The 13,138-nt window shown below is 35.3% G+C and carries 13 protein-coding genes, 1 tRNA gene and 1 pseudogene; 2 read left to right on the top strand and 13 right to left on the bottom strand.

The window, feature by feature from the left end; translation table 11 throughout:
* Positions 1–2: 2 nt before the first annotated feature.
* Positions 3–1,256 (bottom strand): beta-ketoacyl-ACP synthase II, encoded by a 1,254-nt coding sequence (fabF, locus tag JCM15579_RS09105; RefSeq protein WP_054718921.1) that lies wholly within the window; start codon positions 1,254–1,256, stop codon positions 3–5.
* A 21-nt stretch (positions 1,257–1,277) separates the two neighbouring features.
* Positions 1,278–1,514, bottom strand: a complete 237-nt coding sequence (locus JCM15579_RS09100; RefSeq protein WP_054718918.1) for an acyl carrier protein — start codon at positions 1,512–1,514, stop codon at positions 1,278–1,280.
* A gap of 197 nt (positions 1,515–1,711) precedes the next feature.
* Between JCM15579_RS09100 and purN the strand changes: the two genes are divergently transcribed.
* Positions 1,712–2,272 carry a phosphoribosylglycinamide formyltransferase gene (gene purN, locus JCM15579_RS09095; RefSeq protein ID WP_054718915.1) on the top strand — a complete coding sequence of 187 codons (561 nt, stop codon included), beginning with the start codon at positions 1,712–1,714 and terminating at the stop codon, positions 2,270–2,272.
* A gap of 31 nt (positions 2,273–2,303) precedes the next feature.
* Here purN and JCM15579_RS09090 read toward each other — a convergent pair whose 3' ends face one another.
* The 5 genes and pseudogenes from JCM15579_RS09090 to leuS form a co-directional block, all read right to left on the bottom strand.
* Complete coding sequence (locus JCM15579_RS09090) at positions 2,304–3,617, bottom strand: M23 family metallopeptidase (RefSeq protein WP_054719024.1); 1,314 nt, start codon at positions 3,615–3,617, stop codon at positions 2,304–2,306.
* A 96-nt stretch (positions 3,618–3,713) separates the two neighbouring features.
* Complete coding sequence (locus JCM15579_RS09085; protein WP_054718911.1) at positions 3,714–4,580, bottom strand: YitT family protein; 867 nt, start codon at positions 4,578–4,580, stop codon at positions 3,714–3,716.
* Between the two features lie 12 nt (positions 4,581–4,592).
* Complete coding sequence (locus JCM15579_RS21405; RefSeq protein WP_262493505.1) at positions 4,593–4,772, bottom strand: DUF2179 domain-containing protein; 180 nt, start codon at positions 4,770–4,772, stop codon at positions 4,593–4,595.
* Positions 4,773–4,859: 87 nt separating this feature from the next.
* Positions 4,860–5,452 (bottom strand): annotated as a pseudogene (locus JCM15579_RS21400) (YitT family protein); the annotation flags it as partial.
* Between the two features lie 91 nt (positions 5,453–5,543).
* A complete protein-coding gene (gene leuS, locus JCM15579_RS09070; protein ID WP_054718902.1) occupies positions 5,544–8,303 on the bottom strand; it encodes a leucine--tRNA ligase in 2,760 nt (919 codons plus the stop codon).
* A gap of 212 nt (positions 8,304–8,515) precedes the next feature.
* Between leuS and JCM15579_RS09065 the strand changes: the two genes are divergently transcribed.
* Positions 8,516–8,589: transfer RNA gene (locus JCM15579_RS09065), tRNA-Arg, on the top strand.
* A 98-nt stretch (positions 8,590–8,687) separates the two neighbouring features.
* Here the strand turns inward: JCM15579_RS09065 and JCM15579_RS09060 are convergent.
* From JCM15579_RS09060 to JCM15579_RS09035, 6 genes are all read right to left on the bottom strand, one after another.
* Positions 8,688–9,161 (bottom strand): ExbD/TolR family protein, encoded by a 474-nt coding sequence (locus JCM15579_RS09060; RefSeq protein WP_054718899.1) that lies wholly within the window; start codon positions 9,159–9,161, stop codon positions 8,688–8,690.
* Complete coding sequence (locus tag JCM15579_RS09055; protein WP_054718896.1) at positions 9,161–9,739, bottom strand: ExbD/TolR family protein; 579 nt, start codon at positions 9,737–9,739, stop codon at positions 9,161–9,163. The genes JCM15579_RS09060 and JCM15579_RS09055 overlap by 1 nt, the downstream gene beginning before the upstream one ends.
* 44 nt (positions 9,740–9,783) lie before the next feature.
* Positions 9,784–10,233 (bottom strand): hypothetical protein, encoded by a 450-nt coding sequence (locus tag JCM15579_RS09050; protein WP_054718893.1) that lies wholly within the window; start codon positions 10,231–10,233, stop codon positions 9,784–9,786.
* Positions 10,234–10,242: 9 nt separating this feature from the next.
* Positions 10,243–11,055: a MotA/TolQ/ExbB proton channel family protein gene (locus JCM15579_RS09045; RefSeq protein WP_054718890.1), complete on the bottom strand. Its 813-nt coding sequence runs from the start codon at positions 11,053–11,055 to the stop codon at positions 10,243–10,245.
* Positions 11,056–11,269: 214 nt separating this feature from the next.
* Positions 11,270–12,304, bottom strand: a complete 1,035-nt coding sequence (locus JCM15579_RS09040; protein ID WP_054718887.1) for an asparaginase — start codon at positions 12,302–12,304, stop codon at positions 11,270–11,272.
* Between the two features lie 11 nt (positions 12,305–12,315).
* The gene (locus JCM15579_RS09035) at positions 12,316–13,083 is read right to left on the bottom strand and encodes a TatD family hydrolase (RefSeq protein ID WP_054718884.1); all 768 of its coding nucleotides are present in this window, start codon (positions 13,081–13,083) and stop codon (positions 12,316–12,318) included.
* Between the last annotated feature and the right edge of the window lie 55 nt (positions 13,084–13,138).

Here is a 13,138-nt window from a genome sequence, read left to right as displayed (position 1 = left end):
AATTATTCACTAAATGATTTGAAAATTACGGATGCATTGTGTCCGCCAAAACCAAAAGTATTACTCAAAGCAGCTCTAATTTCGCGCTTCTGAGCTTTGTGAAGTGTAAGGTTTAGCCTTTCATCGATTTCTGGATCTTTCTCCTTGTGGTTTATGGTAGGAGGAACTATTTGGTTGTTGATTGCTAAGATACTAGCAATTGCTTCAACCGATCCTGCAGCACCTAACAAGTGTCCTGTCATCGATTTTGTAGAACTAATGTTTAATTTATATGCATGCTCGCCGAAAACAGTTTGTACCGCCTTAGTTTCAGGAATATCACCAACTGGAGTTGATGTTCCGTGAACATTGATATAGTCGATATCTTCTGGTTTCAAGTCAGCGTCATTCAAAGCCATTTTCATTGAGTTAATGGCTCCTCTACCTTCAGGGTGAGTTGCAGTAAGGTGATATGCATCACCGGACATTCCTCCACCAACAACTTCAGCATAAATTTTAGCTCCTCGTGCTTTGGCATGTTCGTATTCTTCAAGAATTAAACAGCCTGCTCCTTCACCCATAACGAAACCGTCACGAGATTTACAGAAAGGACGAGATGCAGTTTGATATTCCTCATTGTTAGTTGACAATGCCTGCATTGAATTAAAACCACCTAATCCTGCTTCATTTACTGATGCTTCAGATCCACCTGTGATAAAGACATCAGCTTTACCTAGACGGATGTAGTTCATCGCATCAATAATTGCGTGTGAAGAGGAGGCGCATGCAGAAACTGTACCGTAGTTTGGTCCTTGGAATCCATACTTCATCGAAATATGGCCGGCAGCAATATCCGAAATCATCTTAGGAATGAAAAACGGAGAGAAACGAGGAGTTCCATCCCCGTTTGCATATCCTTTAACTTCATCTAAGAAAGTTTTAATACCGCCGATACCAGAACCCCAAATTACTCCGGCTTTGGTTAAATCTTCCGATTCAAGATCTAAATCACAATCAGCCATAGCTTCTTTAACAGCTACTAGTGCATACTGAGTATATAAATCCAGTTTGCGAACCTCTTTGCGATCAAAATGCTCTGTAGGATCGAAATTTTTAACTTCGCAAGCGAACTGAGTCTTGAATTTTGAAGCATCGAAATGAGTGATCATTCCAGAACCGCTTACACCATTCTCCAAATTCTCCCAATATTCGGCAACACTGTTACCAATTGGGTTAATTGTTCCGAGCCCAGTTACAACTACTCTTCTAAATTCCATAAAAAAGGGTCTGGTTAATAATTACTTAGCGTTTTCTTCGATGTAAGAAACAGCGTCACCTACTGTACCGATGTTTTCTGCTTGATCATCTGGAATAGCGATGTTAAACTCTTTTTCGAATTCCATGATTAGCTCAACTGTATCCAATGAGTCAGCTCCTAGATCGTTAGTGAAGCTAGCTTCTGGAGTTACTTCAGTTTCGTCTACACCCAACTTATCAACAATGATAGCTTTTACTCTAGATGCAATATCAGACATAACTTTAAATTTTAAATGATTAATATTAAACTAATTAATTTTCAACTGTGCAAAGAAATAAATTTACTTGAAAAAATTCAAATCTTTTTCACAAAGTTGGGGACAAATGTAATTCTTTTTCCTTTTCTAGCGAAATTATTTTACATCCAATGGCTTTTATATACCTTTGAGCATACCATTTAAACAACAAATTCATCATGAAAAGAATTGCCTTATTTGCTTCAGGTTCAGGCACTAATGTCGAAAATATAGCAATGCATTTTAAAAATAATTCAAATGTTGAGATTGCTTGCGTTCTCACAAATAATCCTAATGCTTTTGTCCTAAATCGAGCAGAAAAGTTAAAACTTCCTTCTTTAGTTTTTTCAAGATCAGACTTTAAAGATACATCAAAAGTGGTGGATTATTTAAAAGAAAAGAAAGTTGATTTTATAGTATTGGCTGGTTTTTTATGGCTGATACCAGCTAATTTGTTGCGGGAATTTCCGGATAGAATCGTAAATATTCATCCAGCTTTATTGCCAAAATATGGAGGAAAAGGGATGTATGGTATGAATGTTCACGAATCGGTGGTTGAAAATCAGGAAACAGAATCAGGAATTACCATACATATGGTAAGTGAGAAATATGATGAAGGTGAAATTGTGTTTCAGGCCAAGTGTTCGGTAGAACCTAATGATACTGCTGAGGATGTTGCAAATAAAGTTCACAAATTAGAATATGAACATTTCCCTAAAATAATAGAGCAATTACTTTAAAGTAATTGCTCTATTATTTTTAAACTGTCTTTTACTTATTGAGAGACAGAGTATTGTTTAAAGAATCTGGTATTGATGGCTCCGGAATACTATCTAAACCATTTAATTCTTTCATCAATTTGTTTTTAAGGATTTCAAATTGAGCTCTATTCTCTGTCTTAACAGGAGCTACAGGAGGAGATTTCATTTTTAATGGATTAATTGGACTGCCATTTTTGAAAACTCTGAAATCGAGATGTGGTCCTGTTGATAATCCGGAAGAACCAACATATGCGATGGTTTGCCCCTGTTTTACCCTAACCCCTGAATTCATTCCTTTGGCAAATCTGGATAAATGCATATAGGTTGTGGTGTATACACTGTTGTGTTTGATTTTTAAATATCTTCCGCCACCATTTTTCTGATAACCTTTTTTAATAATTACACCGTCGCCAATACTGTGAACAGGAGTTCCTGTTGGAGCTGCATAATCAACGCCATGATGGGCTCTATATCTTTTTAGTACAGGATGGTATCTGCGGTTAGAAAACCTTGAGCTGATTCTTGAAAAACGCAAAGGAGCTTTTAAGAATGCTTTCTGCAAGCTTTTTCCTTCTTCATCAAAAAAACCATTTTTTTCTCCTTCTTTAAAGGCAAATGCATAATTATCTGATTTGTGATGAATAAAATTGGCAGCTAGTACTTTGATATCATGTATTGATTCATCACCTACAAAAGCTTCTTCATAAATGATATTGAATTCATCGCCTTTACCTATACCAAAGAAATCTATAGTCCAGGCATAAATTTCAGATAATTCGATGGATAAAATAGGATCAGCTTGAGCTTCCACCATAGCATTCCAAAGGGAACTCTCAATGGTTCCTTTAATTTGCTTACGCTTATAAATGATCTCTTTTTCCCCTTTGTATACATGCAAAGTATCACGTAAATCAAATACAATATACTCTACTGGTGTGTTCTCGTATACAAAATATTCTGGAGTTCTTACGCTGTCTTTTGAGAACAAAACAGAATATTCTTGTCCCGATTTTATTCTTCTTACATTAAAAACATTTTTGGCTTTTTTTGCAATTTTATCGATTGCTGCATACGAAACATCGTATTGTCTTAATATTGTAGACAAACTCTGATTTTTCTTAACCTTGCTTTCTTCAACATCAAAATCATCAATTGCAAATCCGTATTTTATATTGATTGGTACCAATTGCGTGGAATCAATCATCTCATGATTATTACTTTTTACTTCTTCAGGTACATCTGATTTAAATTTTTTTAAAAGTAATAGGCCTATTAAAATAAGCGTTGCAATAATGAGAGTTTTATAGTTGAAGAACTTTTTCATTTCGGAAATTTTGAATTTGAGCCTAAAGGTATAACTGTTTTTATAGTCATACAACATGAAAGGACAGAGATTACATGATTTAAGCTTTTTTAAGTTTTAGGATTTGATTTTGTCGAAACCTTGACCGTAAACACCCATTACACTACCCATAGATATGAATGCATCAGGATCTACATGCTTTATCATTTTTAAAATGGTCTGCGAATCGCGTTTTTTTGCCAATACCATCAGAATTTTAACATCTTGGTTACTGTAACCTCCTGTAGCATTTATTACTGTAAGTCCTTGATCTAAATTATGAATTACTTCTTTTCGAATTAATTCAGGTTTTTGTGTGAAAATTATAATTTGAACAGACTGCTTACTTCCTTCAATAATCATATCGACTACATAAGCACTTACGCCCATTGTTACAAATCCGTATACCACCTGTTCAATGGAATTTTCTAAAAAATACGATGAAGAGATTATTACCACATCAATTGTTAGAAGAAGTTGTCCTGGACTATAATTTTTGTACTTGTTGATTATCATGGCAAGAATGTCAGTTCCACCGGTACTTCCCCCTCTGGAAAGGATCATTCCTGCACCTGCACCAGCCATAATACCACCTATAATTGAGCACATAAATCGATCTGAAACCAAAGGTTCAGTAATAATGGATTGAAATAACCAAAGGAAAAAAGAAATGACGGTAATGCCATATAATGTTTTAATTCCAAAAGAGAAGCCAAGTATACGTAAGGACACAAGCAGGAAAACTGTATTGATTAAAAATACACTGTAACCTACTTTTATTCCGCTTACGAAATAAATCATGGTTGCAATTCCACTTACACCTGAACCTACAATTCCTGCAGGAATTATAAAACCAGTCCATGCTATTGAACCAATAAATAAACCAATTGTAATAATCAGGTAGGAACGAATATTTTCTGATAAGTTTGATTTCTGTTTGCTCATTGTATAATAGTTTTAAGCTCTAATTTCTTCAAAGCCTAAGCCATAAACTCCCATTACCGAAGCCATTGAAATAAAAGCTTCCGAGTCGATTTCTTTAATTAATTTGAAAATACGTTGTGTTTCATGTTTACGAACTACAATCATTAACATTCTGCTTTCTTCTTTTGAATACCAACCTGTGCTGTGTATCATAGAAATTCCTCTCCCGGTTTCTGTGCCAATTCTCTGTGCAATTTCTTCATGATAAGGCGATATGATGAATAATTGAGCAGATTGTTTTGCTCCGGATATAACCATATCAATAGCATAGGCTGCAACTCCCATTACAACGTATCCATATACAATGGTTGAGATATCTTTAAAAAGAAAATAAGAAGATGCGATGATAAAAATATCCAGATAGAGAATAATTCTGCCAGGACTTATATTGTAATATTTGTTAATCATCATGGCGATAATGTCAGTTCCTCCTGTACTTCCTCCCTGTGTAAAAGTGATTCCAATACCTGCTCCGCCTAAAATACCACCAATAATAGTTGCCATAAATTTGTCATCCACTAAAGGTTCTGAAAAAATTCTTTGTTGTAGTGTTAATAAAATGGAACCTACAACAATCCCAAATATGGTTTTTATTCCGAACTTACTACCCAGTACACGTAGAGCAATTAAAATCAAAAAAACATTGATTACAAGATATGAGTACCAACGGGAATAGTTTCTCCGGAAGCGTAATAAATAAGGGTTCCAATACCACCAGCACCACCTGCTACAATTTCTGAAGGAATCAAAAATGCAGTCCATCCAAAGCTATAAACACACAACCCAAGTGTAATAATAGCATATGATTTTAATTCTTTAATAGAGAATTTCATTCTAATTTAAAAATAATTCAATGTGAAGAAAAAGGCTCCGTTTATTTGAAAAACGAAGCCTGATTATAAATTTTGCTTATTGTTTTCTACTTTAAACTACTATGTTGATTATCTTTTTAGGAACAATAATTACCTTTTTAGGTGTTTTACCATCTATCCATTTTTGAGATTGTTCGCAATTCAGAACTTCCTGTTCAATCTCATCCTTGCTCAGATTTAATGATAACTCTAACTTAAATCTCATCTTACCATTAAATGATACTGGGTATGAGTGAGTATCTTCAGCAATAAAACTTTCGTTGAATTCAGGGAAACTTGCTTTGGTTATACTTTCGTTATTACCACACTTGTTCCATAATTCTTCAGAGATGTGCGGAGCAAAAGGAGCAAGAAGTCTTAAGAAATCTTCTAATATTGCCTTATTGTTACACTTTAAGCTACTTAATTCGTTCACACAAATCATGAAAGCAGAAATTGATGTATTGAAAGAAAATCTCTCAATATCATCCTGAATTTTCTTAATGGTTTTATGAAGAACTTTCAACTCATCTTTTGTAGGTTCTACCTCAGAAACTTCAAAGTTTTCTCCATTGTAGAATAATCTCCAAAGTTTCTTTAAGAATTTATGAACTCCATCAATACCATTAGTATCCCATGGTTTGTGAGCTTCCAATGGTCCAAGGAACATTTCGTACAGACGAAGCGTATCAGCACCATATTCTTCTACAATCACATCTGGATTCACGACGTTGAACATCGACTTCGACATTTTTTCAACAGCCCAACCACAAACGTATTTGTTATCTTCAAGAATGAATTCTGCATTATTAAATTCAGGTCTCCATGCCTTAAAAGCTTCTGTATCCAATACATCATTCTTCACGATGTTTACGTCTACGTGAATAGCGGTAGTGTCGTACTCTTTTCTCAGTCCAAAAGAAACGAACTTGTTGGTATTTTTTACTCTGTAAACAAAGTTTGAACGACCTTGGATCATCCCTTGGTTAATCAATTTCTTGAAAGGCTCATCCTTACAAACTTCGTTAATATCGAATAAGAATTTGTTCCAGAAACGAGAATAAATCAAGTGACCAGTTGCATGCTCGGTACCACCAATGTACAAGTCAACATCTTGCCAGTACTCATTAGCTTCTTTAGAAACCAATGCATCGTTGTTGCGTGGATCCATATAACGCAGATAATATGCTGATGATCCAGCAAATCCAGGCATAGTGTTTAATTCGATTGGGTGACCATCTGCTGTTGTCCAATTTTTTGCACGTCCCAATGGTGGTTCACCGTTTTCGGTTGGCAAGTATTTGTCAATCTCAGGCAATTCCAAAGGTAACTGATCCAACTCCATCATGTATGGCATGTTTTCTTTGAAATACACTGGGAATGGTTCTCCCCAATATCTCTGACGAGAGAAAATTGCATCTCTCAATCTATAGTTGATTTTTTTCTTACCTAAGCCTCTTACTTCAACTTCTTCATTTGCTCTAACAATAGCATCCTTAACATCTAATCCGTTCAGGAAATCAGAGTTCATTGATTGGCCCTCTTTAGCATCATATGATTCCTCAGAAATGTCACCGCCAGAAACAACCTGAATAATTGGTAAATCGAATTTTTTAGCGAAAGCATAATCTCTACTATCATGTGCCGGAACGGCCATAATTGCACCTGTTCCATATCCAGCCAAAACGTAATCACTTACCCAAATTGGAATTTCTTCACCTGTAAATGGGTGGATTGCATATGCTCCTGTAAATTCTCCGCTTACAGTCTTAACATCAGCCAAACGTTCTCTTTCTGTTCTTTTCTTGGTAGCTTCAATATATGCATCAATCTTTTCTTTACATTCTGGAGTAGTTAAAGAATCGACTAATTCACTTTCAGGAGCCAAAACCATAAAAGTAACTCCAAAAATAGTGTCAGGACGAGTGGTAAAGATTTCCATTTTGATATCAGAACCTTTCACTCCAAAATTTACCTCTGCACCAACGGAACGTCCAATCCAGTTCTTTTGAATTTCTTTCAAAGAATCAGTCCATTCCAAATTGTCAAGGCCATCCAATAATCTTTTAGCGTATGCCGACACACGAAGTGACCACTGACGCATTTTCTTTTGCACGACAGGATGTCCTCCACGTTCAGATAAACCATCTTTTACTTCATCATTGGCTAAAACCGTTCCCAATTCAGGACACCAGTTTACCATGGTATCTGCAAGGTAAGCCAAACGATAATTCAAAAGAATTTCTTGTTGTGCTGTATTTGATAAAGATTTCCATTCTTCCGCTGTGAATGTTTCAGTTTCAGAACAAGCAGCATTAACATTTGCATTTCCTTCAGCCTCGAATTTTTCTACCAAAGCTGAAATTGGTTGAGCTTTTTCTGTTTCGTTATCGAAATAGTGGTTGAACATTTGAATGAATGCCCATTGTGTCCATTTGTAATATTCAGGATCACAAGTGCGAACTTCTCTGTCCCAATCGAAAGAGAATCCAATTTTGTCCAATTGTTCTCTATAACGTGTAATGTTTTGCTCAGTGGTAATTGCTGGGTGTTGGCCTGTTTGAATTGCATATTGTTCTGCAGGTAATCCGTAAGCATCGTATCCCATTGGGTGGAGTACATTAAAACCTTTGAGGGTTTTATAACGAGAATAGATATCAGACGCAATGTAACCTAGTGGGTGACCAACATGTAATCCAGCTCCAGATGGGTATGGGAACATATCAAGCACGTAAAATTTTGGCTTGTCTGCATCGACATCAACCTTGTAGGTTTTATTGTCGCTCCAGTATTTCTGCCATTTTTGTTCTATTTCTTTAAATGTGTACTCCATTGTAATATTTTGATAAAATATGGTTATTTCAATGTATTCAGTCCGCAAAATTAGTAAAAGTTTAGAAATAAAAGAGCTGTTTTTGAGTGAACTGATGTTATTATTAAAAATTGGTTAATAGAGCTTTAGAAGAGTTGATGAAAATCAATTATAGATTGAATGTTAGAGTAGGAAAGGAGAACAAAATAATTTTTTAAATTTGTGCACACATTGGCCCGTTAGTTTAGCTGAATAGAACATCAGATTCCGGTTCTGAAGGTCACAGGTTTGAATCCTGTACGGGTCACAATAAGCTTGGATGTATTTCCAAGCTTTTTTTATGAAATTAATTTCATAAAAAAGGAGTCCTAATGGACTCCTTTTATATTTTAAGCGCGAAAAATTTTATTTTTCATCAGCACCTTGAAGAGCTGAATAGTTCAGCTTCAAAGCACTTGCTTTTCTTAACTCTTGTTTAATGTCAACAATGATACCCATTTTTGTGTATCTGTCAACTTTTAGAGAGGTTGTCAACTTGTTACGTAATTCTTCTTTTCTTGCTTCTCTTTCTGATGCAATGAAAGATTGAATATCATCAACAGTTGCAAACTGATCGTTCAATTGGATTCTTGATTCGGTACCAAAAGTCTTTTGATACTTTCTTAAAGGAACACCCACATGGATGTTGCTTACCAAGTCCTTTTTCTCAAGCTTTGTCAATTCCTTAGCTTGTGGCTGTACATAGCTTACGTTCAATTCTACATCACGCATGGTAGTTGATACCATGAAGAAGAATAGAAGCATAAATACAATATCAGGAAGTGACGCTGTTGAAATTTCTGGAAGTTCTTTGCCTCCTTCTTTTCTAAATTTTGACATTATCTTTTCCCTCCTACGTTTTTAGGTTCAGCCTCGGATATTGCCATAGGGACATATTTTTTTACAGCTTCTTGTTGTTCATCATCCAATTCACTGTATACTTTTCCCCATTTAGACATTGCTTTTTCGTCTTTTAATTCACGAGCAGCAATTGCAAGCTCATCCTGTACTCTAATATACATTTCGTAACTCGTACCGCGGTCGTTCTGCAATGAAACCAATCCTTTCGAAACCATAACATCTCCAAAATATGGAATTGTTTTAACTTGTTTTTCAGGAAGGTCTTCACTGTTGTTTGGATTCAGGATAAACTCTTTGGTTTTCTCACGCAACTGCGAGATATCCAAAAGTTCACCATTCACCAACAACTCATCGTTACGGTTTACCAATATCGCTAAAACATTACGTTTTTTCACCTTAACTTCTTCATCATTAGTTTGATCTTCTGGAATAGGAGGTAATTTTTTATAGATACCAGTATCCACATCCATAGTAGTCGAAACCAAGAAGAAAATCAGCAACAAGAATGCAATATCGGCCATCGAACTTGAGTTAATCTCTGGTGTTTTTCTTGCCATAATAAAGGTATTGCGATCCGAATCCGTAAACTCGGATCATATTCTTAACGTAATCTTCTAATAATTTCAGTAACTACAATTGATGCTACAGTTCCTATACCTAGGATATACATAGTGTAAAGTACTGTATCAGCAAATTGAAGTGAAGCAGGGTTGTTGTCAGTACCTGTATAACCTGGAAGGTCTAACAAAGTAGCGTCTGACATGCTGTATGATACAAGGACTACTAATCCAAGTACTACTAATCCCATCAAACCTTTAAGAGCTCCTTTAGGGTTAACAACGATCTGAATGATTGGGAATAGAATTGATAATGCAGCAGATGCAAAAAACAATACTTTAGCCCAGTTGATCAAAAGGTCAGTGTAAACTGGAGTTGTGTGTGCTTGGTTTGGGATTTCTCCACCTAAGTAAAACATGATCACAAAAATAGCTGTTAGACCAATCATTACATAGGTAAGAATATTTAAATATTTACTCAATGTATTTGACATAGTCTATAATTATTTTTTCATGTTGTATTTTACAAGGATATCAAGAAGAGAGATTGAAGCATCTTCCATGTTGTTTACAATACTGTCAACTTTAGCAGTACAGTAGTTGTAGAATACTTGAAGGATCATTGCTACGATCAAACCAGATACAGTTGTAATCAAAGCGATTTTAATACCACCTGCTACAGCTGCTGGAGAAATAGTACCCATAGACTGAATTGAGTCGAAAGCATCAATCATACCGATTACAGTACCCATAAATCCTAACATAGGTGCCAAACCGATCATCAAACCAATCCAAGAAAGACCTTTTTCCAATAGACCCATTTGAACTGATCCATAAGAAACAACTGATTTTTCTACTACTTCAATACCTTCGTCGATACGGTCAAGACCTTGGTAGAAAATGCTAGCGATAGGACCACGAGTATTTCTACAAACTTCTTTAGCAGCTTCAACACCACCGTTGTTTAATGCATCTTCAAGGTTAGCAATTAATTTCTTAGTGTTTGTAGTTGAAAGGTTCAAGTAAATGATTCTTTCAATAGACAAAGCAAGACCTAAGATAAGAGCTAGCAATACGAAGCTCATAAACATTGCACCACCTTGGATGAATTGCTTCTTAACAACTTTGTGGAAAGATGTGCTTTCGATAGCTTCTTCTTCCATAACTTTAGCTGCAGGCTCTTCAACTGTAGTTTCCTCTGCAACCTGAGTTGTATCTACGGTAGTTTCTGCTGTCTCATCCTGAGCAACTGCGTAAGATGATGCTCCTAAGCTTAGCATCCCGATAACTGCTATAAATGCAAATAACTTTTTCATAGTCTGTTTTTCAAATTTTAATTAACGAAATTATTTTTTACAAAATTAAACGATTGCGATCTTTTAAACAACTAATTCCTTAGTTGTTTGTATATTATTCTTTAAAACTATTCTGTTTATAATGCTTTCAACTACCTGTGATTTGGTATTTATGTAATATAGAAAGCTTTAAACAGTGCACCAAATTACAAAAAAAATGTGAAAAACAAATATTCTATTGGCTTAATTCGCCCTTTAGAGATTTATTTAAAAGCAATTTGGTTTGTGGCATGTCTAGCTTTTTACCCAAGATAAACATTAGTTTGCTAATTGCAGCCTCTGTAGTAATGTCATGCCCGCTCACTACACCTGCCTTAAGTAGCTCTAAACTTGTTTCATATAGCCCCATTTCAACACTTCCTGCGGCACATTGGGTAATGTTGTATATAACAATCCCTCGATTGATTGCCTCTTTGATAGAGTCGATAAACCATTTGTCGGTTGGAGCATTGCCCGCACCATATGTTTCCATTACCACTCCTTTTAAACCTTCGATATTTAATATGGAATCGACCACTTGTTTGTTGATTCCAGGGAAGATTTTTAAAATGGCGATATTGGTATCAAACTCTGTACTAATTTCGAGTTGTTTTGGATGACTTGGATAATGAATAGCTGAATAATTGTAATTGATATTGATTCCTATTTTTGCCAAATCAGGATAATTGTATGAATAGAATGCATTAAAATGTTCTGCATTGTGCTTTGTAGTTCTGTTTCCTCTGAACAATTGATTTTCGAATACAATACAAACCTCTGGCACCATTGCTTGTCCATTTTTATAAGCTGCCGCTATCTCAATAGCTGTTATTAGGTTTTCTTTTCCATCGGTTCTTAAGGTGCCAATTGGTAATTGGGATCCAGTTAATATTACCGGTTTTTGCAAATTATCAAGCATAAAGCTTAATGCAGATGCAGTAAAGGACATTGTGTCTGTTCCGTGAAGCACAACAAATCCATCGTAATTGTTATAATTCTCTTTAATCAGTTCTGCAATTTTCACCCAGACTTCAGGGTTTAAATTTGAAGAATCGATTAATGGATCAAAAGCGATGGAAGTAAGTTCGTATCCGAATTCCTTTAATTCTGGAACCTGTTTTACGATGTGATCAAAATCAAAAGGAATTAACGATCCTGTTTCGGGATCGTTTACCATACCGATTGTACCTCCGGTATATAATATTAGAATAGAAGTTTGTTTTTTGTCCATTGAGAGAGGTGTTATAAGTTGAACAAATTTCTTGCATTGTAGCTCGTGATTTCTGCCACTCTTTCTATTTTGGTCTGATAAATTTCTGCAATTTTCTGTGCGGTGTATCTCACGTATGAGCTTTCGTTTCGTTTCCCTCTTTTGGGAACAGGAGCCAGGTAAGGCGCATCTGTTTCCAGCATTAACTTTTCTAGGGGTACTTTGGCAATGGTTTTATCTAAACCTGAATTTTTAAAAGTTACAATCCCATTTATACCAAGTAAGAAACCTAATTCAATTGCTTTATTTGCTTGCTCAAGATTTCCTGAAAAACTATGAAATACTCCTCTTAAGTTAGAATTCTTATAATTTTCCAATATCTCAAATATTTCATCGAAAGATTCTCTGGAATGGATCACTATTGGCAGATTGAATTTTAATGCCCAATTAATTTGAGTATCGAAAACAATTTGTTGCTCTTTTACGAATGTTTTATCCCAGTACAAATCAATTCCAATTTCACCAATTGCACAGTATTTTCTTGAGTTTAACCAATTTTTGCAAATATTTAATTCATCCTGAAAATTCTCCTTTACAGAAGTAGGATGTAATCCCATCATCGGAATACAGTAGCCTGGAAACATCCTTTCCAAAGAATGCATTTGATCAATTGATTGAGAATTGATATTGGGTAAAAGTATTTTTTCAACTCCTGCCTCCTTTGAATTTTCAATGATTTGATTAATGTCATCATTAAAATCTTCGGAGTAAATATGCGAATGAGTATCGATTAGATTCATATTTTTACTTTTTGTGCAAACTTATTGAATCGCAACAGGAATACAAAAGGAATTT

This window comes from Marinifilum fragile JCM 15579, assembly GCF_001310955.1.
In the GTDB taxonomy this organism is placed as follows: domain Bacteria; phylum Bacteroidota; class Bacteroidia; order Bacteroidales; family Marinifilaceae; genus Marinifilum; species Marinifilum fragile.
The sequence above is the reverse complement of the archived record's forward strand: the minus strand, read 5'-3'. Positions and strand labels throughout refer to the sequence as shown.

Coding starts and splice junctions, on each gene's coding strand:
- JCM15579_RS21405 (WP_262493505.1), bottom strand. CDS start 4,772: ATGATACACAGCACAGGTTGGTATTCAAAAGAAGAAAGCAGAATGTTA.
- JCM15579_RS09040 (WP_054718887.1), bottom strand. CDS start 12,304: ATGGACAAAAAACAAACTTCTATTCTAATATTATATACCGGAGGTACA.
- JCM15579_RS09055 (WP_054718896.1), bottom strand. CDS start 9,739: ATGGCAAGAAAAACACCAGAGATTAACTCAAGTTCGATGGCCGATATT.
- JCM15579_RS09060 (WP_054718899.1), bottom strand. CDS start 9,161: ATGTCAAAATTTAGAAAAGAAGGAGGCAAAGAACTTCCAGAAATTTCA.
- purN (WP_054718915.1), top strand. CDS start 1,712: ATGAAAAGAATTGCCTTATTTGCTTCAGGTTCAGGCACTAATGTCGAA.
- JCM15579_RS09045 (WP_054718890.1), bottom strand. CDS start 11,055: ATGAAAAAGTTATTTGCATTTATAGCAGTTATCGGGATGCTAAGCTTA.
- JCM15579_RS09090 (WP_054719024.1), bottom strand. CDS start 3,617: ATGAAAAAGTTCTTCAACTATAAAACTCTCATTATTGCAACGCTTATT.
- JCM15579_RS09100 (WP_054718918.1), bottom strand. CDS start 1,514: ATGTCTGATATTGCATCTAGAGTAAAAGCTATCATTGTTGATAAGTTG.
- fabF (WP_054718921.1), bottom strand. CDS start 1,256: ATGGAATTTAGAAGAGTAGTTGTAACTGGGCTCGGAACAATTAACCCA.
- JCM15579_RS09050 (WP_054718893.1), bottom strand. CDS start 10,233: ATGTCAAATACATTGAGTAAATATTTAAATATTCTTACCTATGTAATG.
- JCM15579_RS09085 (WP_054718911.1), bottom strand. CDS start 4,580: ATGAGCAAACAGAAATCAAACTTATCAGAAAATATTCGTTCCTACCTG.
- JCM15579_RS09035 (WP_054718884.1), bottom strand. CDS start 13,083: ATGAATCTAATCGATACTCATTCGCATATTTACTCCGAAGATTTTAAT.
- leuS (WP_054718902.1), bottom strand. CDS start 8,303: ATGGAGTACACATTTAAAGAAATAGAACAAAAATGGCAGAAATACTGG.